Raw genomic sequence first — 20,651 nt, 5'->3', positions numbered from 1 at the left:
ATTATTAATAAAATGACATTTAGTGGGTTGTCTATCAATGTACTATCTAATGTGTAGAGGGATATTAATCTCCCTATTCTGTATAATCTAACTTAGCAATATCATTTTCCTATTTTGCTGCTACAATCGTTAAAGCTCGGCCAGCATCCAGAGTAGGTGCTTCGTGGCCGGCGGCGCCACGGCCAGGACAGCAGCCTCGCGCAGGCGGCGCTGGGCCTCGCCGTCGGCGAGGAGGCCCCGGCTGCCGTCATGCATCAGCGCGCTCTGGGCGGCCTCGACCGCGAGTTCGGCCAGCGCGAGCCGCACCTCCAGCACGCTGCGCCAGTAATCCGGGTCGGCCTCGAAGGGCGTCGCGGCGAGGCGGCCGACCTCGTCCTCCAGCGCGTCGAGCCGGTCGGCCAGGGCCCGGGGCTGGAGGGCGAGCCGGCCGTTGACGAGGCCGTGCGGGCGCGCGGCCTCGCGCATCAGGCGCAGGCAGGCCCGCCCGAGGCCCAGCGCCGTCCCGGCCTGCAGCAGCAGCAGCCCGGGGCGGATCCGCCGGAAGTAGGCCTCCATCGGGTCGGCCAGCAGATTCTCGTCCGCCACCAGCACATTCTGCAACTGCACCGTGTAGGTGCGGGCGCCGCCGAGGGCGAGCGGACGGCCCGGGGCCACGAGGCGCACGCCCTCGGCCTCGCAGGACAGGACCGCCATGGCGAGCCGCCCGACCGGACGCTCGAACGCGGCGGCGACGAGGTGGCCGGGGCCGAGATTCGATACCCAGGGCAGGGAGCCGGAGACCCGGTATCCGCCCGCCACGCGCTCCGCCGCGAGGCTCGGGCGCGCCAGCCCCGCGAGGGTTTCGATGGGATCGGCGAGGGCGATGCCGCCCAGCACCGCGCCGGAGGCGAGGCGGGGGCCGAGATCGGCGCGCAGGCCCGCGTTGTCCGAGCAGGCGACCGCGAGGGCCAGCGCCCCCTGGCACGCCATGCAGACGGCGGTGGTGAGGCAGTGTTCGCCGGCCTCGGCGGCGGCCTGGATGGCGCCGCCGAGATCCGCCCGGCCCGCCGCCGGAAGGTGGGTGGAAAAAGCGCCCGCGGCCCCGAAAGCGCGCAGCGGCGCTTCCGGGTAGAGGCCGTCCTCGTCGATCCGGCGCACGAGCGGAGCGAGGTCGCGCGCGGCGGCCGACCGGACCTCCGCCAGCATTCCGTCCGGGCCGGACGGGTCGTCGCTGTCGGCGCGCATCCTCAGGATCCGCAGCATGGTCGTCTCCCCCCGCTTCGTGCCGCCGCAGCGGAACCCGCGAGCGGTGCAGTTCCAAGATCCATGCCACCTCGGCGTGCAGAGCCGGTCGGTCCGGCCGAAATCGATCGTCCGGCCGTGCCCGGTGTCCCGCCGGGCAGGGCGCCCTACTTGGCGGGCGGAGCGCCCTCCTCGGCGGGCGACGGAGACTCCACGAGGCAGGCCAGGCATGACAGATCACCCCGCCCTCGCGCGCAGCCGCGTCGCCGTGATCACCGGGGCGGCGAGCGGCATCGGGCTCGCCGCCGCCAAGGGTTGCGCGGCGCGCGGTCTCGGCGTGGTGCTCGCCGACCTCCCCGGCGACGCGCTGGAGCAAGCCGCCGCTGCGGTCCGCGCCGCCGGGGCGCCGGAGGTGCGGGCGGTCGCCACCGACGTCGCCTCGCGCGAGGCGGTCTCCGCCCTGCACGCCGCGGCCGCCGCGGTCGGTCCGGTCTCCTTCGTGATGGCCAATGCGGGGATCGAGGCCGGCGGGCGCTTCTTCTCGGACGAGGCCACGTGGCACCGCATCCTCGACACCAACCTGTGGGGCGTCATCCACCTGCTGCAGGTCTTCGTGCCGGGACTGATCGAGGCGGGGACACCCGCCGCCGTGGTGGTCACCGGCTCCAAGCAGGGCATCACCACGCCGCCCGGCAACACGCCCTACAACGTGAGCAAGGCAGGGGTGAAGGTGGTGACGGAGGCGCTCGCCCACGAGCTGCGCGAGCGCGGCGCGGCGGTGAGCGCGCACCTGCTGATCCCGGGCTTCGTCTATACCGGCCTCACCCGCGCGCGGGGCGTCGCCGAACAACCCGCGGGGGCCTGGACGCCCGAGGAGACGGCCGCGATGCTCTTCTCCGGGATGGCGGCCGGGGACTTCTACATCCTCTGCCCCGACAACGAGACCACGCGGGCGCAGGACGAGAAGCGCATCCGCTGGGCGGCCGAGGACATCGTGCAGAACCGCCCGGCGCTCTCGCGCTGGCACCCGGCCCACAAGGAGGCGTTCGCGGCCTTCATGCAGGCGTCATCGGAGCCTGGAAAGCCGTCCGAGCCTTGAAGTCGGGCGCCGGCCGGGCTCCGATGGCCGGCGACTGGCGGCGGGCTTGCATCGCCGCCGCGAAGCGGGAGACCTGATCCCTCATGCCCATGATCATTCCCGTCGCGTCGTTCGACGGCGTCGTCTTCGGCGCGACGGGCGACCTGACGATGCGCAAGCTCTTGCCCGCGCTCTACTATCGCTTCCGCGACCGGCAGATCCCCGAGACGAGCCGGATCATCGCGGCGGCGCGCAGCCACCACCCGGACGCGGAATACCGCGCCATGGCGGAGGCGGCCCTGCGCCGTCACGTGCCGGAATCGGACCTCGACGACGACACGATCGCGGGCTTCCTCTCCCAAGTCTCCTACGTGGCGGTGGACGGGGCGGGGGAGGAGGGCTGGGCGGATCTCGCCCGGCGGCTCGGCGAGCGGCCGGATCAGGTGCGCTCCTACTACCTCGCCACCTCGCCGACCCTCTACGGCAAGATCTGCCGCAACCTCGCCACCCATGACCTGATCACCCCGCAATCGCGCGTGGTGCTGGAGAAGCCGATCGGCCACGACCTGATCTCGGCCCGCGCCATCAACGACCAAGTCGGCCGGGTCTTTCCCGAGAGCCAGATCTTCCGGATCGACCACTATCTCGGCAAGGAGACGGTGCAGAACCTGCTGGCGCTGCGCTTCGCCAACACCATCTTCGAGCGGCTGTGGAACGCAGACGTCATCGACCACGTGCAGATCACGGTGGCCGAGACCGTGGGGGTCGAGGGGCGCGGCGGGTACTACGACACGTCGGGCGCGCTGCGCGACATGCTGCAGAACCACATGCTGCAGCTCCTCTGCTTGCTGGCGATGGAGAGCCCGCTCTCGCTCGACGCCGACGCGGTGCGCGACGAGAAGCTGAAGGTGCTGCGGGCGCTCAAGCCGATCCCGGCCCACGAGGTCCCGGCCCGCACCGTGCGCGGCCAGTACACGGCCGGCGCGATCGGCGGGCGGTCGGTGCAGGGCTACGCGGAGGATCTCGACTCCGGTACGCGCAGCCTCACCGAGACCTTCGTGGCGCTGCGGCTCGAATTGATGATGCCGCGCTGGGCGGGCGTGCCATTCTACCTGCGCACCGGCAAGCGGCTGCCGCAGAAGATGTCCGAGATCGTGGTGCAGTTCCGCTCCTCGCCCTTCAGTATCTTCCCGCCCGAATCCTTCGCGCGCGAGCCGAACCGCCTCGTCATCCGGCTGCAGCCGGAGGAGGGCATCAAGCTCGAGGTGATGACCAAGGAGCCGGGTCCCGGCGGCATGCGGCTGCGCCCCACCGGCCTCGACATCAGCTTCGAGCAGACCTTCAACCAGCGCTACCCGGACGCCTACGAGCGTCTGCTGATGGACGTGGTGCGGGGCAACGCCACCCTGTTCATGCGCCGCGACGAGGTGGAGGCGGCCTGGGCCTGGGCGGACGGCGTGCTGCAGGCCTGGGCGGATCGCCCCGAGCCGCCACGGCCCTACGCGGCCGGCACCTGGGGACCGACCGCCGCCATCGCCCTCATCGAGCGCGACGGGCGCACCTGGCACGAGGACGTGCCGTAGGCGGGACGCAAGCCATCTGGTCCGTTCAAGGTCAGGCGCGGGTACCGCGGGAACCCCTCTCCCGTGCGGGAGAGGGGCAGGGGATCGAAGATCCCGCGTGAGGGTCCAGGTGGACCCGCAGTGAAGCGCTGAGTGTGGTGCGGGGAGCGGAACGCTTCAGGTTCAGCAACCAGCCTCAGTGCTGGTAGCGGCAGCGTTGGCGTCTTCTTGCTGATCCCTCCCGGGACCCTCATCCCTGCCCTTCTCCCGCACGGGAGAAGGGTTCCCCGCGCTTCATCTTGAGGCGTGTCCCTCGAAATCGAAGATGCGGTGTCAGGCGGCGCGGAAGCGCACCACCTCGCCGTTGCCCATCGTGCGGGCATAGAGGCTGCTGTAGCGCTCCGCCGCCTTGTCCCAGCCGAAGGTGCGGGCCATCGCGGTGCGGCGCATGATGTTGAGCTGGCGCTTCGACCCGAAGGTGTCGAGGGCCCGGCGGACCGCACCCGCGAGACCCCGCAGGGAGGCCTCGCCGAACAGGAAGCCGGTGACGCCGTCCTCGACGGTGTCGGCCAGCCCGCCGGTGCGGTGGGCGATCGGCAGCGAGCCGAAGCGCTGGGCGTACATCTGCGCGAGGCCGCAGGGCTCGAAGCGCGAGGGCATCAGGAGGAAGTCGCTGCCCGCGAACATCCGGTGCGCGTCCGTCTCGTCGAAGCCGATGCGCACGCCCACCGCGCCCGGGTGGCGGCGCGCCAGATCCAGGAAGGCATTTTCGAAGCGCGGTTCCCCCTGGCCGGTGACCACGAGCTGGCCTCCCTCCGCCACGATGGTCTCGGCCGCCGCCAGGGTGAGGTCGACCCCCTTCTGGTGGACGAGGCGCGACACGATGGCGAAGAGCGGCCCGCGCGAGACGCCGAGGCCGAAGCGCTGGCGCACCGCGTCCGCGTTGGCGCGCTTGCCCTTCCAGTCGTCGGCCTCGAAGGCGGTGGCGAGGTGCGGGTCGGTGCGCGGATCCCAGATCTCGTCGATGCCGTTGAGGATGCCGGCGAGCCGCCCCTGCCGGGCGCGGGTGCTCAGCAGCCCCTCCAGGCCGCAGCCGAATTCCGGCGTGGTGATCTCATGCGCGTAGGTGTCGCTGACCGTGGTCACGTGCGAGGCGTAGAACAGCCCCGCCTTCAGGAAGGAGAGCTTGCCGTAGAACTCGACGCCGTCGATGTGGAAGGCGTTTTCCGGCACGCCGAGCCGGCCGAGATTCTCGCGCGGGAAGAGACCCTGATAGGCGAGGTTGTGGACCGTCAGGATGGTCGGAACGCGCAGGCCCTGCCACGCCAGGTAGGCCGGGGCGAGCGCCGTCTGCCAGTCGTTGAGGTGGAGGAGGTCGGCGGTCCAGTCGGGATCCGCTCCTTGCGCGAGTTCCACCGCCGCGAGGCTCAGCCGTCCGAAGCGCAGGTCGTTGTCGTCGAAGTCGCCGTCCTGGTTGCCGTAGGGCGAGCCGGCGCGGTCGTAGAGGTCGGCGTTGAGGAGCACGTAGACCGGCAGGCCGTCGCCGGTCTCGACGAGCCCGAGCGCGGAGGGCGGCAGGCCGTCCCGGCCGGGCAGATGGGCCACGACCGGGATGTCGGCGTAGCGCTCCACCACCTGCCGGTAGCCGGGGATCAGGATGCGCACGTCGTAGTGCTGGCGCAGCGCCCGCGGCAGCGCCGCCGCCACCTCGCCGAGACCGCCGGTCTTGAGGAAGTCCGCCATCTCGGGCGTGGCGAACAGGATCCGCTGGCGCAGGGAGTGGCGGGGCTGGCGGGGTCGCAGAGGGGGAAACGGATCCGCGGGCGCAACCGAGGGCGAGCGCACCAACGCCGATCCGATCATCGAGAAAACCCCCAGGAGGCGGTCGCAGAATGCGGAGGGAGGGAAAAGCTGCGCCGCTCGTTGTGTCCCGAACGCGCGAGGGCGTCCCGGGTTCCGCCGCACTGCACAATAAACGTGAAAATTTCCCTGGCAAGCAAAATCGCGAGATTCGAGCCGATCTTGCTTGCCTGAACGAAGATATGGTCGAGCTGCGCGAGCAGACGGCCTAAATTTAGCCGGTTTCGTTCAGGTCGGACGCAGGCGAAGCGGGATCGTTCAGGAGGACGAGGGCTTCGTCTCCCGCAAGTGCGAGATGATCGCCGGACGGGCGCTCGCCGATGCGGCTGCCGGAACTCGACAGCAGCACCCGCCAGTCTCCGCCGGAGGGCAGCGGAGCATTGCAAGGCTCGTGCCCGAAATTGAGGACGACCCGGAGCGTCTCCGCTTCGTGCCGCCGCTCGAAGCACAGCACGTCCTGCTCGACCGAGACGGCCTTGTAGGCGCCCAGGCTCAGGGCCGGATGCTCGCGCCGCAGCGCCAGCAGGCGGCGGTAGAGCGTCAGGATCGAGCCCGGATCGTCGCGCAGGGCCTCGACGTTGCAGCGGCCGGCATCCGGATCGAGGGGGAGCCAGGGCTCGGCGGTCGAAAAACCGGCCTGCGGGCCGCGATCCCACTGCATCGGCGTGCGCGCGGGGTCGCGCCCGCGGCCCGGCTCGTTGCGCTCCCAGGGGTCGCGCTCGCGCCCGGGCGGGATCGGCACGCGGGCGAGCCCGATCTCGTCGCCGTAATAGAGGGTCGGGGTGCTGCGCAGCGTCAGCAGCAGCACCGCCGCCACCCGGGCCTGCGGCAGGCCGACCCGGGCGGCGATGCGGGGCTGGTCGTGGTTGCCGAGCACCCAGTTCGGCCAGCCGCCCGGCGGCAGCGCCGCCTCGTACTCGTCCACCAGCGCCGCCACGGTGGCGGCGTGCCAGCGCGTCAGGATGAGCTGGAAGTTGAAGGGCAGGTGGGCGCCCGAGAGGTCGACGCCGTAATAGGCCATCAGCCGCTCCAGCGGCAGGTAGATCTCCCCGATCAGCACGCGCTCGTCGTACTCCTCCAGTACGGCGCGCATCTCAGCCACCACCTCCATCACCTCAGGCTGGTCGGCGGAGTAGAGCGGCGACAGGGAGTTGATCTCGGCGTCGCCCGGCAGGTAGTCGGGGTTCGGCGGGTTATCGCGAAACCCCTCGTCCTTGATCAGGTGCCAGATCACGTCGACGCGGAAGCCGTCGACGCCGCGGTCGAGCCAGAAGCGCATGGCGGCGTACATCGCCTCGCGGACGGCCGGGTTGCGCCAGTTCAGGTCGGGCTGCTCGCGCAGGAAGGCGTGATAGTAGGATTGGCCGGTGGCCGGATCGACGGTCCAGGCCGGGCCGCCGAAATTGCTCACCCAGTTGTTCGGGGGCGACCCGTCGGGCTTCGGGTCGCGCCAGATGTACCAGTCGCGCCTGGGATTGTGGCGCGAGGCGCGGCTCTCCGCGAACCAGGGATGCTGGTCCGAGGTGTGGTTGGGGACGAAGTCCATGATGACCTTGAGGCGGCGGCGATGCGCCTCGGCCACCAGCCGGTCGAAATCCGCGAGAGTCCCGAACAGCGGATCGATGTCGCAGTAATCGGCGACGTCGTAGCCGTAATCGGCCATCGGCGAGCGGCAGACGGGCGACAGCCAGACGGCGTCGACCCCGAGCCATGCGAGGTAGTCCAGCCGGGCCGTGATACCCCGGATGTCCCCGACCCCATCCCCGTTCGTGTCTTGGAATGAGCGCGGGTAGACCTGGTATACTGTTCCGGTCTTCCACCAGAGTTCACCGGGCATGCCACGGCTCCGTGAGGGCAGGCTGAGATCCGCGGCCACGCTTATGCCGCCTCCGGCAGGCAAGCCGGAAGGCCTGCGGGGGTTCCCGGCGGCCGGCCGCGTCGCGTGCGGAACCGCATCGTGCCGGGTGGGTTCTGGCGGGTATCGTCGCGGTCTCCACGGTCTGGGGCACCCACCCGGGTTCCGTTCATGGCGGCTTCAGGCCGGAACGGACACAGTCGCGTCCAGTTTCCGTGGCACGTGTCGCGAAGGTCACACGCCGGAAGACTCCGTACCGGAGGCTTCGACCGTCTCGACAGGTGAGCGACTTGGTCACACCATGCCGTGGTTGGCCAACGGTCTTGCGGCTCCCAACGCGACGTCAGAGCGCAACGCCGCAAAACATGACCCTTGGCAACGATTGGGGGTTCTGAGGTGCTGAACGAAGCTTTACTGGCCGGCGACAAGCGGAGCGACGCCACGTCCGCCGAAGACCAGCACGCATTCTGGAGACCGCCGGCCCCGGCCGTGCCGCCGAGCGCGGACGCCGTGACGCTGCTGCGGGATGCCATCCTCCACAAGCTGGCCTACGCGCTGGGCCAGACGCCGGCCACCGCCCGCGACCGCGACTGGTTCGCCGCGACGGCGCTCGCCCTGCGCGACCGGGTGGTCGATGCCTGCCTCGCCTCCACCTCCCCGGTCGTCCCGAACAAGCGGGTCTACTACCTCTCGGCCGAGTTCCTGATCGGGCGGCTCCTGTCCGACATGATGGGCAATCTCGGCCTTGCCGACACCGCCCGGGCCGCACTGGCCCAGGTCGGGGTCGACCTCGACGCGGTGGCCGGAGCGGAGCCCGACGCGGCGCTCGGCAACGGCGGCCTCGGGCGCCTCGCCGCCTGCTTCATGGAGAGCATGGCGAGCCTCGCGATCCCGGCCTACGGCTACGGCATCCGCTACGATCACGGCCTCTTTCGGCAGCTGATCGAGGACGGGGTGCAGCGCGAGGTGCCGGAGACCTGGCTCGCCGAGGGCAACCCGTGGGAGTTCGAGCGGCCGGAGGCCGCCTGCACGGTGGGCTTCGGCGGCGAGGTCGCCATGACGGTGCAGCCGGACGGCTCGATCCGCCGGGTCTGGCGCCCGGCCGAGACGGTCCGCGCCGTGCCCCACGACACCCCGGTCATCGGCTGGCGCGCCAAGCACGTCAACGTCCTGCGCCTGTGGCAGGCCCGGGCGGTCGAGCCGGTGGATCTCGCCCGCTTCAACGGCGGCGACCACGTCGGGGCGGTGGCGGAGCGCAGCCGCGCCGAGGCGATCTCGCGCGTCCTCTATCCGAGCGACAGCACCCCGGCCGGCCACGAGCTGCGGCTGCGCCAGGAATTCTTCTTCACCTCGGCCTCGCTGCAGGACCTCGTGCGGCGCCACGTCGCCGAGCGCGGCGACCTGCGCTCGCTGCCGGATCACGCGGCGATCCAGCTCAACGACACCCATCCGGCCATCGCGGTGCCGGAGCTGATGCGGCTCCTCGTGGACGAGCACGGGCTGTCCTGGGAGGACGCGTGGCACGTCACCACGCACACGCTCGCCTACACCAACCACACGCTCCTGCCGGAGGCGCTGGAGACCTGGCCGGTGGAGCTGATGGAGCGGCTGCTGCCGCGCCACATGCAGATCATCTACCTCATCAACTGGATGCACCTCGAAGCGCTCTCGAAGCACGGCCGCGCCGATGCGGGCAGCCTCGCGGCGGTGTCGCTGATCGACGAGACGCACGGCAAGCGCGTGCGGATGGGGCATCTCGCCTTCCTGGGCGCGCGCCGCGTCAACGGCGTCTCGGCCCTGCACACGGAGCTGATGCGCCAGACCGTGTTCGCGCCGCTCCACGCGCTCGACACCGACAAGATCGTCAACAAGACCAACGGCATCACCTTCCGGCGCTGGTTCCACAACGCCAATCCGGGACTGACCCGGCTCGCTGTCGAGGCCGTCGGCGCCCGGGTGCTCGACGATCCCACCGCCCTCGACGGGCTCGCCGCCTTCGCGGAGGATGCCGGCTTCCAGGCCCGCTACGCGGCGGTGCGCCGGGGCCGCAAGGAGGCGCTCGCCCGCGTGGTGAAGGAGCGCACCGGGATCCGGCTCGATCCGGACGCCCTGTTCGACGTCCAGATCAAGCGCATCCACGAGTACAAGCGCCAGCTCCTCAACATCCTGGAGACGGTGGCGCTCTACCAGGCGATCCTGGCCGAGCCGCACCGCGACTGGCCGGCCCGGGTCAAGATCTTCGCCGGCAAGGCGGCGCCGAGCTACCATCAGGCCAAGCTCATCATCCGCCTCGCCAGCGACGTCGCCAAGCGCGTCAACGCCGACCCGGCGGTGGCGGGACGGCTGACCGTGGCCTTCGTGCCGAATTACTCGGTCAGCCTCGCCGAGGCGATCATCCCGGCCGCCGACCTCTCGGAGCAGATCTCGACCGCCGGGCTCGAAGCCTCGGGCACCGGCAACATGAAGCTCGCCCTCAACGGCGCGCTCACCATCGGCACGCTCGACGGCGCCAACATCGAGATCAAGGAGCATGTCGGCGACGACAACATCTTCATCTTCGGCCTCGACGCGGCCGGGGTTCAGGCGACGAAGGCCGAGCCTGCTTACGCCTCCCGCGCCATCGCGGCCTCGCCGCGCCTGAAGGCGGCACTCGACCTGATCGCCTCGGGCGAATTCTCGCCGGGCGAGCCGGACCGGTTCCGGCCGCTCCTCGACGAGGTGACCGGACCGGACCGCTACCTTCTGACGGTGGATTTCGACGATTACTGGCGCGCCCAGCGCGCGGTCGATGCCGCGTGGCGGCATCCGCACGAGTGGTGGCGCGCGGCGATCCTCAACACCGCCCGCACGGCGTGGTTCTCCTCCGACCGGACGATGCGCGAATACGCCGACGAGATCTGGCGGGTGCGGGTGGGGCAGGGGGGTTAGGCCGGTCCACGCTGGCGGGGGGAACCCCTCTCCCGTGCGGGAGAGGAGTTCCCGCGCCGCCCGCGCCCTATATGTCGCGGGTGAGCCGACCCGGCTCGGCCTCCCGGATTTCCTGCCTTGCCCGGCTATCTGCCCTTCGCGGGCGCGCTCCAGCTCCCGGCCTTCATCTGCGACAATTGCGGGTTCTGGCAGCGCCACTTCGCGACGCCGCCCTCCTGCCCGATGTGCCTCGACGCGCGCCACGTGGTGCCGCAGGACGGCTGGTCCTTCCGCAGCGTGGCGGAGGCGCAGGAGCGCTTCCCCTGCCACTGGACCGAGGTCGAGCCCGGCGTGTGGCGGTTCTGGAACGAGCCGGTCTCCGGCATCGGCCCGAGCGCCTACCTGATCGTCACCGAGGCCGGAAACATGGGCTTCGAGGGCTGCCCGGTCTTCAGCGAGGCGGCGCTCGACCACATCGCGCATCTGGGCGGCATGGCGGTGCTGTCCGCCTCGCACCCGCACAGCTACGGGGCGCTGGCGCAGCTACAGGACCGGTTCGACCCGGAACTCGCGCTCCCGGCCGCCGACTTCACCTGGAGTGCGGCCCTCCAGGTCTCCTGGCCCTACGACGACGTCTTGGAGCCGCTGCCCGGCCTCATCCTGCACCGCACGGCCGGCCATTTCGACGGCCACGCAGTGCTGTACGACCGCGCGCGACACATCCTCTTCTGCGGCGACGCCCTCAAGTTCGAACTCGATCCCGGCGATCCGCGCCACGCCCGCACGATCTCGGCCCACAAGGCGTTCGTGCGCGGCGTGCCCCTGACCCCGGCGGAGCTGCGCCGCTACCGCGAGGTCTTCGCGCCGCTCGACTTCAGGCAGACCTGGACGCCCTTCGAACAGGCGGCCAATGCGGGCCGAACCGAGGTGCTGGCGCTCATCGACGGCATGCTGGCGGGACGGCCGCACGCGTATCCGGTGCCGCTGTCCGACCTGCCGCGGGCCTGAGGAGAGCCGAACGGGACGGCGTGGGCGCGTCGCTCCAGATCGATCAGGCCCGATGCTTTCGAGCATAAGCCGGGGGCGGGATCTCCCGCCCGAGGCGGCGCGCGGCATCGATCCAGCAGAGAATCGCGTCCGCCACGTTGCGCTCGGCCTCTTCGATCGTCTCACCGTCGGACAGGCATCCCGGCAGATCCGGCACGGTGATCTGCCAGCCTCCCCCTTCTGACATCGGGAGACGGGCAAGTTCGACGTGATAATCATGCACGGTCATGCTGCCCCCTGAGTCGATCAACCAACGCCACGAGCCTGCGAATATACACGGGCTTGACCGGTCGTGCGTACGGCACCGTCAGAATGTCCGGCACGTCGGGATGCGACAGAGCGTAGTGTGATCCCCGTGCTGGAGACACACAAGCGATATCGAAGGTGCGGCAGATCGACTTGACGTCGGCGATGGTCCAATCGGCCGCCGGGTTGCTTCGCATCGCTTCAAGGCGTTTCTCCGCTTGAGCCACGCGCATGCACTTCGCTGGTGAATTCCATGCATCGCCATGCGACGCAGGAATCAAGGATCCTTCATGACCTTAGGTCATTCAGGCCATCGACGCCAGCGATGCCTTCGCGCTCGAATGCACTTGAGCGAGCGGTTCCGGCGCTCTCCGGTCAGCCCGGCGGAATGTACTGGTAGGTCCAGGTCTCGCTCAGCACCTCGTCGCCGCGGCGCAGGAAGAGGCGCAGCTCCACTGGGTCAGAACCGGTCACCGCGAGGTCGAACTCGGCCCGCCAGTGGCCGGGCACGTCGTCCGGCACGGCTTCGGTGCGGGCGAGCGGGAAGGTGCCGCGCGAGGCGGTGAGAACCGGTTCGGGCTTGACGCCGGCCGGCAGGCGGGTCAGCGGCTCGCCGAGGAATTCCACCACGAACTTGCGCACGCCCTTCGGCCGGTCGGTGCCGGCTTGGCCGCCGTTGCCCTCGCGGGTGGCGATGCAGCGCGCGAAGGGGGAGGGGTAGGGTTCGTCGGCCACCCAGTGCAGGCGGTAGGCGAGGTCGTGCACCGTGCCGGCCTTCGCGGCCTCGGCCGGCACCCACATCGCCACGACGTTGTCGTGGATCTCGTCGTCGGTCGGGTTCTCGACGAGTTGCACGCTGCCGCGGCCCCAGTCGCCGAGCGGCTCGACCCAGAGCGAGGGCCGGCGGTCGTAGTAGACGCCGTCTTGGTAATGGTCGAAGAGGCGGTCGCGCTGCATCAGCCCGAAGCCGCGGGGCCGCTCGTCCGAGAAGGCCGAGACCATCGTGCGGGGCGGGTTGCGCAGGGGGCGCCACAGCCGCTCGCCGGTGCCGGTCCACAGGGCGAGCCCGTCGGAATCGTGCACCTCCGGCCGCCAGTCCACCGGACCGGGCTTGGCGGTCTCCGAGAACCAGTACATCGAGGTGAGGGGCGCTAGGCCGAAGCGGCCGACGTCGCGGCGCAGGTGCAGCTGCGCCTCGATCTCCATCACCACCGCCCTGGTGCGGCGCATGCGGAAGCGGTAGGCCCCCGCGGCCGAGGGGCCGTCGAGGAGCGTCATCACCGTCACGGTGTCGGAGTCGGGCGCGGGCGTCTCGAACCAGACGTGGGTGAAGTCCGGAAACTCTTCGGGCCGGTCGGGCATCACCGTGTCGAGGGCGAGGCCCCGCGCCGAGAGACCGTACTGGTAGAGTTCGCCGATGGCGCGGAAGTAGGAGGCGCCCAGGAAGGCGACCCAGTCGTTCCGGCGCCAGTCGAGCGCGCCGCCGCGCCGCTCCTGGAAGCGGAAGCCCGCGAAGCCGGGATTCGGAGGCAGGCGCCGGGCGGGGCTGTCGGCCGGCATCTCGAAGGCGGCCGGATCGTAGATGATCTCGCGCGCCGTCCCCCCCTCGACCACGTGCATGCGCACCGGCTTCTGGAAGAAGCGGCCGAGATGGAAGAAGGTCACCGGGAAGGGGCTCGGCCCGTCCGCCCAGAGGGCGTGGTCGGGCTTGAACTTCAGCTTGCCGTGGGCGTCGTAGTCGATCGCCTGCAGCACCTCGCGGTCGGGCACCGCCGGGGCGGCGTAGGGCTTGGCCGCGAGGTCGCGGGCGCGGGCCTTGAGGGCGTCGAAGTCGAAGGGCGTGGGCGCCCCGAGCGGCAGCGCGGCGGCCTGGACGGCCGGGCCGGCGCCGAGCAGCAGGGCGGCTCCGGTGAGCAGCGTGCGGCGGTCGATCATGGCGGCCGTCAGCGCCGGGTGCGGATCGGCTCGATGCTGGAGGCGCGGAGCCAGAGCCGCACCATGATCCACAGCGCCAGCAGGCTGAACGCCCCCATCATGACGTGGCCGACGAGGTCGCCGAGTTCGAACAGGCCGGCGATGGCCCAGCCTGCCGCGATCGCCACGCCGAACACCTCGATGCCCACCAGCACCATGATGCTGACCAGCGTGACGAGGTTGCGGGTACTGAGGGATCCGGAGGGGGCCACGAGCGGAGCCTTCTGATCGCGAACGGGGAGGGCGCCAGCGTATTCCGTTCGGCGCCAGGGGGCGATAGCCTGAAGGGACCCCCCGGCGCAACCTCGCGCGCCGACCCTGCCCGAACGAGCCCGATGACCGAGACGCCCGTCTTCCCGCGCGCCGCCTGCGCGGCACCCCACAGCCTCGCCGCCGAGAGCGGCCGCGCCGTCCTGGCCGAGGGCGGCAACGCCCTCGAGGCGATGCTCGCCATGGCGGCCACGATCGCGGTGGTCTACCCGCACATGAACGGCATCGGCGGCGACGGGTTCTGGCTGGTGCGCGAGCCCGGCGGGCGCCTGCACGCCATCGAGGCCTGCGGCCCGGCGGGCGCGCAGGCGACCATCCGGCGCTACCGCGACAAGGGCCACGACGTGATCCCGTCCCGCGGGGCCGACGCGGCCGTGACGGTGGCGGGCGCGGTGGGCGGCTGGATCGCGGCGCAGCAGCTCGCGGGCGCGCTCGGGGGGCGGCTGCCGCTGAGCCTCCTGCTCGGTGAGGCCATCCGGTACGCCCGCGACGGCGTGGCGGTGTCCGCCTCCGAGGCACGCTACGTGCCGAAGAAACTCGACACGCTCTACGACCAGCCGGGCTTCGCCCAAACATTCCTGATCGACGGCAAGCCGCCGCAGGCCGGCGCGCACCGGGCGCTGCCGGCGCTCGGCGCCACCCTTGACCACCTCGCCCGGGCGGGGCTCGACGACTTCTACCGGGGCGATGTCGGGCGCGAGATCGCGGCCGAACTGGCGAGGGCCGGCAGCCCGGTGACCCGGGCCGACCTCGAAGGCTACCGGGCGGTGCGCCGTGCGCCACTGGCGGTCCGCCTCGCCGGCGGCACCGCCTACAATTGTCCGCCGCCCACGCAAGGGCTGGCCGCCCTGATGATCCTCGGGCTGATCGAGCGGCTCGGCCCCCTTCCCCCCGAGAGCCCCGCCTCCTGCCACGCGCTGATCGAGGCGACGAAGCGGGCCTTCCGCGTGCGGGACGCCGTGGTGACGGACTTCGACCGTCTGCGGCACGACCCCGCCACCTTCCTCGCGCCGGATTTTCTGGCCCGCGAGGCCGCGGCGATCCGCCCGGAGCGCGCCGCGGCCTATCCGCTGCGCCCGCTCGGCGACGGCGACACGGTGTGGATGGGGGCGATCGACGCGGACGGGCTCGCGGTGTCCTACATCCAGTCGGTGTACTGGGAGTTCGGCTCGGGCGTCGTGCTGCCCGCCACCGGCATCGCGTGGCAGAACCGCGGCACCTCCTTCTCGCTCGACGAGAAGGCCGTGAATCCGCTGGAGCCCGGCCGCAAGCCGTTCCACACCCTCAACCCCGCGCTCGCCGTCCTCGATGACGGCCGCGTCCTGTCCTACGGCAGCATGGGCGGGGACGGTCAGCCGCAGTTCCAGGCGCAGGTCTTCACCCGCTACGCCATCGACGGGATGGGCGTCGCCGAGGCGGTCGACGCGCCGCGCCTGCTGTTCGGACGCACCTGGGGCGCAGAGTCGATGACCGTGAAGGTGGAGGACCGCTTCGACCCGGCCTGCATCGCCGCTCTGCGCCGCTACGGCCACGAGATCGAGGAGCTCGGCGGGGCTTACATCGATTCGCTCGGCCATGCCGGGCTGCTCGTGCGCCATCCGGGCAACGGGCGCATCGAGGCGACGCACGACCCGCGCTCGGACGGCGGGGCGGCGGGAGTGTGATGCGCAGAAAAAACCCCTCTTCCGGGGAAGAGGGGTTTTTTGCGCCACCAAGCGTCAGCGCGGCGCGCGCTTGGCCAGGATCCGCTGCAGGGTGCGGCGGTGCATGTTGAGGCGCCGGGCCGTCTCCGAGACGTTGCGGTTGCACAGCTCGTAGACGCGCTGGATGTGCTCCCAGCGCACCCGATCGGCAGACATCGGGTTCTCGGGCGGGTCGGCCCGCTCGCCCGGCTGCGCCATCAGGGTGCCGTGGATCTCGTCGGCATCCGCGGGCTTGGCGAGGTAGTCGAAGGCGCCGAGCTTCACGGCCGTCACCGCGGTGGCGATGTTGCCGTAGCCGGTCAGGATCACGCCGCGGGCCTCCGGCCGCCGCTCCTTGAGGCGCGCGATCACGTCGAGGCCGTTGCCGTCGGCGAGCCGCATGTCGATCACCGCGAAGGCCGGCGGATGGGCATCGACCAGAGAGACGCCCTCCGCCACGCTCTCGGCCACCTGCACTTGATAGCCGCGCGCCTCCATGGCCCGGGCGAGCCGGGTCGAGAACGGCTTGTCGTCGTCCACGATCAGCAGGCTGCGGTCGGCGTGCGCCGCCAGCGGGTCGCCGTCCGGCAGGATGCCGGCAGCCGCCGGCGCGCTCTGGGTTCCGTACTGCGTCATCAAGAGACGCTCCTCGCTATTCGCTCTGTTTCTTCAGCACTTTATATAGGAACGTCGCGGGCTGGCGTTAGGGTCGGGGCGCCTGTCGTGCCGAGGATTCTTCGCGTCGCTACGTCCCTCTCGAAAACGTGACGAGGCCAGGCGATGCGCACCACCGCCCCGGTCGACGGGTCGGCCGCGTTGGCGAGCGTCATCTGCGCGCCCGACCGTTCGATCAGCGTCTTGGCGATGAACAGCCCGAGGCCGAGGCCCGACCCGCTCTCCTCGCCGCTCCGGGCGCCGCGCGTGGTCACGTAGGGCTCGCCGACCCGCAGCAGCACCTCCGGAGCAAAACCCGGGCCGTCATCGCGGATCTCGAGCGTGACCCGCTCGGCGCTCCAGCGCGCCTCGATGATCACCCGGCTCTCGGCGAAGTCGACCGCGTTGTCCACCACGTTCGAGAGCCCGTAGAGGATGCCGGGGTTGCGCCGGCAATGCGGCTCCGGCCCGTCCCCGCGCACCGCCACGTCGAGGATGATGCCGAGCGCCCGCTGGGGCGCCACCAATTCCTCCACGAGGTGCCCGAGCGAGATGGTTTCGAGGAAGCCCGACTGGTCCTCGTCGAGGGAGGTGAGCTTCGAGAGGATGCCGCGGCAGCGCTCCACCTGGTCGCGCAGGAGCTTGAGGTCCTCGGCCACGGCGGGCGTCGCCTGCGGACCGAGCGCCCGGTCGAGTTCGCTGGCGATCACCGTGATGGTGGCGAGCGGCGTGCCGAGCTCGTGCGCCGCCGCCGCCGCGAGCCCGTCGAGCTGCGACAGGTGCTGCTCGCGCGCGAGCACCAGTTCGGTGGCGGCGAGCGCCTGGGCGAGCTGGCGCGCCTCCTCGGCGACCCGCCACGCGTAGACGCCCGTGAAGGCGGTGCCGAGCAGGATCGCCGTCCACACCCCCGACACGTACAGGAACGGCAGGTCGAGCCGCTCGGCGGGAAACCAGGGCAGGGGCCGGTGAACCAGGGCGAGCAGCGTCGCGAGCCCCACGGCCAGCAGGCCGAGCGCCAGCGTGTGGGCCGGCGGCAGGGCGGTGGCCGAGATCAGCACCGGGGCCAGGAACAGGAGCGCGAAGGGGTTCTGCAGCCCGCCGGTGAGAAACAGCAGGGCGGCGAGCTGAACGATGTCGAAGGCCAGCAGGGCCGCCGCCGCCTCGTCCTTGAGCCGGTGGCTCGCCGGATAGCGCACCCGGAGCGCGAGGTTGAGCCAGGACGAGGTCGCGATGACGAGGAAGCACCAGCCGAAGGGGAGCGGCAGCCCGAGGCCGAGATGCGCGCCCGCCACCGCCGCGCTCTGTCCGGCCACGGCCAGCCAGCGCAGCCGGACCAGCGTGTCGAGGCGCAGATGCCGGGCGTCGTGCACGAGGTCGATCGGCGAGGGATCCTTCATGGCACCAGAATAGGGCGGTCCTCCGCGCCGCCCATCCGGGAGCGCCGCCGCCGGACGTGCGGACAGGCACAGCCCGCCTCGCGCCGGCGCGTCAGACTTTCGGATGAGCCGGCCCGCTCTTTCGGGGAAGACCGAGCCCTGTCCCGCTGGCAGGTGGCGCGAAAATGGGCAGTCCGATGCGACGAAAAGAGCACAGGCAGACCCATTCGAGGGCAGGTCCGGTCTCCTGCGGTCCACACCCGTTGTGTTGGCAAGCGGGAACCTTAATCTCCGTCAGTAAGTTTGCAGCTGGCGTCAGAAGCGGCGCCGAGGCGCTGCTGAATCCGGAATGAGCGGTAGCGTCATGGATCTCTCTTACTTTTGGTACGAAGCCGCTCACTGGATGCTGACGCCGGCCCGTGTCGCGGCCGACGCGACCCAGCTCGTGTTCCAGAACCCGGTCAACCCGATCGCCTACACGCCCTACGGCCGCACGGTCTCGGCGGCCTGCGAGATGTTCGAGCGCACCACCCGCCGCTACGGCAAGCCGGCCTTCGACCTGCCGACGACGGTGGTGGAGGGGATGGAGGTCGCGGTCCACGAGCGCGTGGTGTGGGAGCGCCCCTTCTGCAAGCTCGTCGGCTTCGACCGGGCGATGAAGCGCGCGCCTGCTCAGCCGCAGCCGAAGGTGCTGGTCGTGGCGCCGATGTCGGGCCACTACGCCACGCTGCTGCGCGGCACCGTCGAGGCGCTGCTGCCGGCCCACGAGGTGTTCATCACCGACTGGATCGACGCCCGCATGGTGCCCATCGATGCGGGCCGCTTCGACCTCAACACCTACGTCGACTACCTGATCGAGATCTTCCAGCACCTCGGCCCCGACCTGCACGTGATGGCGGTGTGCCAGCCGGCGGTGCCCGTCTTCGCGGCGGTGGCCCGCATGGAGGCGGACGACATGCCCGGCGTGCCCACCTCCATGACGCTGATGGGCGGCCCGATCGACACCCGCCGCTCGCCCACCGCCGTGAACCTGCTCGCCGCCGAGCGCGGCATGGAGTGGTTCAAGCGCAACTGCATCACCGTGGTGCCCCCCGGCTATCCCGGCACCTGGCGCGAGGTCTATCCGGGCTTCTTCCAGCTCTCCGGCTTCATGGGCATGAACCTCGACCGTCACCTGACGGCGCACTGGGACATGTTCAAGCACCTCGTGCGCAACGACGGCGACTCGGCCGAGAAGCATCGCGAATTCTATGACGAGTATCTGTCGGTGATGGATCTCACGGCGGAGTTCTACCTCCAGACCGTCGAGACGGTGTTCGTGGCGCACGCGCTGCCGAAGGGCGAGATGCGCCACCACGGCGCCCTGGTCGATCCCACCGCGATCCGCCGCTGCGCGATCATGGCGGTGGAGGGCGAGAAGGACGACATCTCCGGCGTCGGCCAGACCAAGGCGGCCCTCGACATCACCGTGAACTTGGCCCCGGAGCGCAAGCTCTATCACCTGCAGCAGGGCGTGGGCCATTACGGCGTCTTCAACGGGTCGAAGTTCCGCTCGCAGATCATGCCGCGCATCTCCGCCTTCATGCACGAGATGCAGGGCACCCAGCGCATCCCGCTGCTGCAGGCGGTCTGATCCAGGCAGGGCGATGGACAAGCTGGCGGGGGACCCCGGCGGCTTGATAGAGTGCGGGCATGGCCGTCGTGTTGCTGCGCCGTTCGGCGCCCGATCCCACTCACCTGTCCGTCGTCCACGAGGGAATCCCGTTCCGCGTGGCCGTGCGCCGCCGGGCGAGCGCGCGCCGCATCACCCTGCGGGTGTCGAGCGCCACCGGCGAGGTCGTCCTCACGCTGCCTGAGCGCACCGCGGTCTCGGCGGCCCAGCGCTTCGCGGACGCGCATTCCGCCTGGATCGCCGGCCGGGTGGCGAAGGTGCCGGCGCGCGTGATCCTGGAGGACGGCGCGGTGGTGCCGCTGCGCGGCGTACCCCATCGTGTCCTGCACTGGTCCGTGACGTCGGGCCTGACTATCGCCACCCGCGACGGCGAGGAGGCACCCGTGATCGCGGTCTCGTGCCAAACCCCGCATGTGGGCCGGCGCGTCCGCGACTTCCTGGAGACCGAGGCGCGCCGGGACCTCGTCGAGGCGGTGTCGCGCCACGCGCGGGCGCTCGGACGGATGCCCAAACGCCTCACCGTCCGCGACACCCGCAGCCGCTGGGGCTCCTGCTCGGCCCGCGGCCACCTCAATTTTTCCTGGCGGCTGATCCTCGCCCCGCCCTTCGTGCTCGACTACCTCGCCGCGCACGAGGTGGCGCACCTCGCCGAGATGAACCACTCGGAGCGCTACTGGCGGGTGCTCGACGGCCTGTATCCGCGCGTCGAGGAAGCCGAGCGCTGGCTCAAGCGCCACGGCACGGAGCTGCACCGCTACGGGTGAGGGGGCTTTTCAGCCCCTGGACTCAACCCTTGGAGCGGACCACGACGCGGCTGACCGCCGGCCAGGTCGGGCGCGGATCGACAGTGCCGGGGGCGAGCGTGCGCGGCGCGATGTTGTCGCAGATCTCGCGCTGGCGCACGATCACCGCGCCCGTCTCGTCGTACCGGCGGATCAGCCCGCCGTCGCGGCAGAAGCCGGCGATCTCGGCCGAGCGGGAGGCGCGGCGCCCGCGCGGGTTGCGCGGCACCGGCGGGTGTTCGATGGTCAGCGGTGCGTAGCGGTTGAGCGAGCGCTCGACATAGGTCGTCTCCTCCACCGGCAGCGGATCCGCGGCGGCAGACAGCGCTCCCGCCAGAACCAGGGGAAGAGCGGCGAACAGAACGACTCTCATGGAACCACTCGGGGCAGACGGACGCACCTGATCTTAGGTAGGGCAGGGGGCGGACGAAAGAGAGCGCGCGGGCCGGCCCGTCTTTCCGCCAC

At 70.8% G+C, this 20,651-nt stretch carries 16 protein-coding genes; 7 read left to right on the top strand and 9 right to left on the bottom strand.

Annotated elements, in window-relative coordinates; all coding sequences use genetic code 11:
- Positions 1-129: 129 nt before the first annotated feature.
- A complete protein-coding gene (locus tag ACKUB9_RS11685) occupies positions 130-1,242 on the bottom strand; it encodes an acyl-CoA dehydrogenase family protein (RefSeq protein ID WP_407522031.1) in 1,113 nt (370 codons plus the stop codon).
- A gap of 208 nt (positions 1,243-1,450) precedes the next feature.
- On the opposite strand from ACKUB9_RS11685, the gene ACKUB9_RS11680 reads away from it, so the two are divergent.
- Positions 1,451-2,320: an SDR family NAD(P)-dependent oxidoreductase gene (locus ACKUB9_RS11680; RefSeq protein ID WP_407522029.1), complete on the top strand. Its 870-nt coding sequence runs from the start codon at positions 1,451-1,453 to the stop codon at positions 2,318-2,320.
- 83 nt (positions 2,321-2,403) lie between these two features.
- On the top strand, positions 2,404-3,882 hold the full coding sequence (gene zwf, locus ACKUB9_RS11675) for a glucose-6-phosphate dehydrogenase (RefSeq protein WP_407522027.1): 1,479 nt from the start codon (positions 2,404-2,406) through the stop codon (positions 3,880-3,882).
- 312 nt (positions 3,883-4,194) lie between these two features.
- Here the strand turns inward: zwf and glgA are convergent, their stop codons facing one another.
- Both glgA and ACKUB9_RS11665 read right to left on the bottom strand, forming a co-directional pair.
- Positions 4,195-5,724 (bottom strand): glycogen synthase GlgA, encoded by a 1,530-nt coding sequence (glgA, locus tag ACKUB9_RS11670; protein ID WP_407522025.1) that lies wholly within the window; start codon positions 5,722-5,724, stop codon positions 4,195-4,197.
- 211 nt (positions 5,725-5,935) lie between these two features.
- Positions 5,936-7,558, bottom strand: a complete 1,623-nt coding sequence (locus ACKUB9_RS11665) for an alpha-amylase family glycosyl hydrolase (RefSeq protein WP_407522023.1) — start codon at positions 7,556-7,558, stop codon at positions 5,936-5,938.
- A 414-nt stretch (positions 7,559-7,972) separates the two neighbouring features.
- Between ACKUB9_RS11665 and ACKUB9_RS11660 the strand changes: the two genes are divergently transcribed.
- Entirely contained in the window at positions 7,973-10,504 is a 2,532-nt protein-coding gene (locus ACKUB9_RS11660; protein ID WP_407522021.1) for a glycogen/starch/alpha-glucan phosphorylase, read from the top strand.
- Positions 10,505-10,621: 117 nt separating this feature from the next.
- Entirely contained in the window at positions 10,622-11,491 is an 870-nt protein-coding gene (locus tag ACKUB9_RS11655; RefSeq protein WP_407522019.1) for an MBL fold metallo-hydrolase, read from the top strand.
- A gap of 43 nt (positions 11,492-11,534) precedes the next feature.
- Here the strand turns inward: ACKUB9_RS11655 and ACKUB9_RS11650 are convergent, their stop codons facing one another.
- The 3 genes from ACKUB9_RS11650 to ACKUB9_RS11640 all read right to left on the bottom strand — a co-directional run bounded on the left by ACKUB9_RS11650 (position 11,535) and on the right by ACKUB9_RS11640 (position 13,908).
- Entirely contained in the window at positions 11,535-11,759 is a 225-nt protein-coding gene (locus ACKUB9_RS11650; protein ID WP_407522017.1) for a type II toxin-antitoxin system HicB family antitoxin, read from the bottom strand.
- Positions 11,760-12,151: 392 nt separating this feature from the next.
- Positions 12,152-13,711, bottom strand: coding sequence for an OpgD/OpgG family glucan biosynthesis protein (locus tag ACKUB9_RS11645; protein ID WP_407522015.1), 1,560 nt, complete (start codon positions 13,709-13,711; stop codon positions 12,152-12,154).
- A gap of 8 nt (positions 13,712-13,719) precedes the next feature.
- On the bottom strand, positions 13,720-13,908 hold the full coding sequence (locus tag ACKUB9_RS11640) for a hypothetical protein (protein WP_407522078.1): 189 nt from the start codon (positions 13,906-13,908) through the stop codon (positions 13,720-13,722).
- Positions 13,909-14,085: 177 nt separating this feature from the next.
- Between ACKUB9_RS11640 and ACKUB9_RS11635 the strand changes: the two genes are divergently transcribed.
- Complete coding sequence (locus tag ACKUB9_RS11635) at positions 14,086-15,684, top strand: gamma-glutamyltransferase family protein (protein WP_407522012.1); 1,599 nt, start codon at positions 14,086-14,088, stop codon at positions 15,682-15,684.
- 54 nt (positions 15,685-15,738) lie between these two features.
- On the opposite strand, the gene ACKUB9_RS11630 is transcribed toward ACKUB9_RS11635, so the two are convergent.
- On the bottom strand, positions 15,739-16,338 hold the full coding sequence (locus tag ACKUB9_RS11630) for an ActR/PrrA/RegA family redox response regulator transcription factor (protein WP_407522010.1): 600 nt from the start codon (positions 16,336-16,338) through the stop codon (positions 15,739-15,741).
- 41 nt (positions 16,339-16,379) lie between these two features.
- Complete coding sequence (locus ACKUB9_RS11625) at positions 16,380-17,753, bottom strand: ActS/PrrB/RegB family redox-sensitive histidine kinase (RefSeq protein WP_407522008.1); 1,374 nt, start codon at positions 17,751-17,753, stop codon at positions 16,380-16,382.
- A 343-nt stretch (positions 17,754-18,096) separates the two neighbouring features.
- Between ACKUB9_RS11625 and ACKUB9_RS11620 the strand changes: the two genes are divergently transcribed.
- Complete coding sequence (locus ACKUB9_RS11620) at positions 18,097-19,365, top strand: polyhydroxyalkanoate depolymerase (RefSeq protein ID WP_407522006.1); 1,269 nt, start codon at positions 18,097-18,099, stop codon at positions 19,363-19,365.
- Positions 19,366-19,424: 59 nt separating this feature from the next.
- Positions 19,425-20,168 (top strand): M48 family metallopeptidase, encoded by a 744-nt coding sequence (locus ACKUB9_RS11615; RefSeq protein ID WP_407522004.1) that lies wholly within the window; start codon positions 19,425-19,427, stop codon positions 20,166-20,168.
- A gap of 22 nt (positions 20,169-20,190) precedes the next feature.
- Here the strand turns inward: ACKUB9_RS11615 and ACKUB9_RS11610 are convergent, their stop codons facing one another.
- Positions 20,191-20,559: a hypothetical protein gene (locus tag ACKUB9_RS11610; RefSeq protein ID WP_407522002.1), complete on the bottom strand. Its 369-nt coding sequence runs from the start codon at positions 20,557-20,559 to the stop codon at positions 20,191-20,193.
- Between the last annotated feature and the right edge of the window lie 92 nt (positions 20,560-20,651).

It is taken from the genome of Methylobacterium oryzisoli (genome assembly GCF_046557895.1).
GTDB classification, from domain to species: Bacteria; Pseudomonadota; Alphaproteobacteria; order Rhizobiales; family Beijerinckiaceae; genus Methylobacterium; species Methylobacterium oryzisoli.
This window is presented reverse-complemented; position numbering and strand designations above follow the sequence as displayed.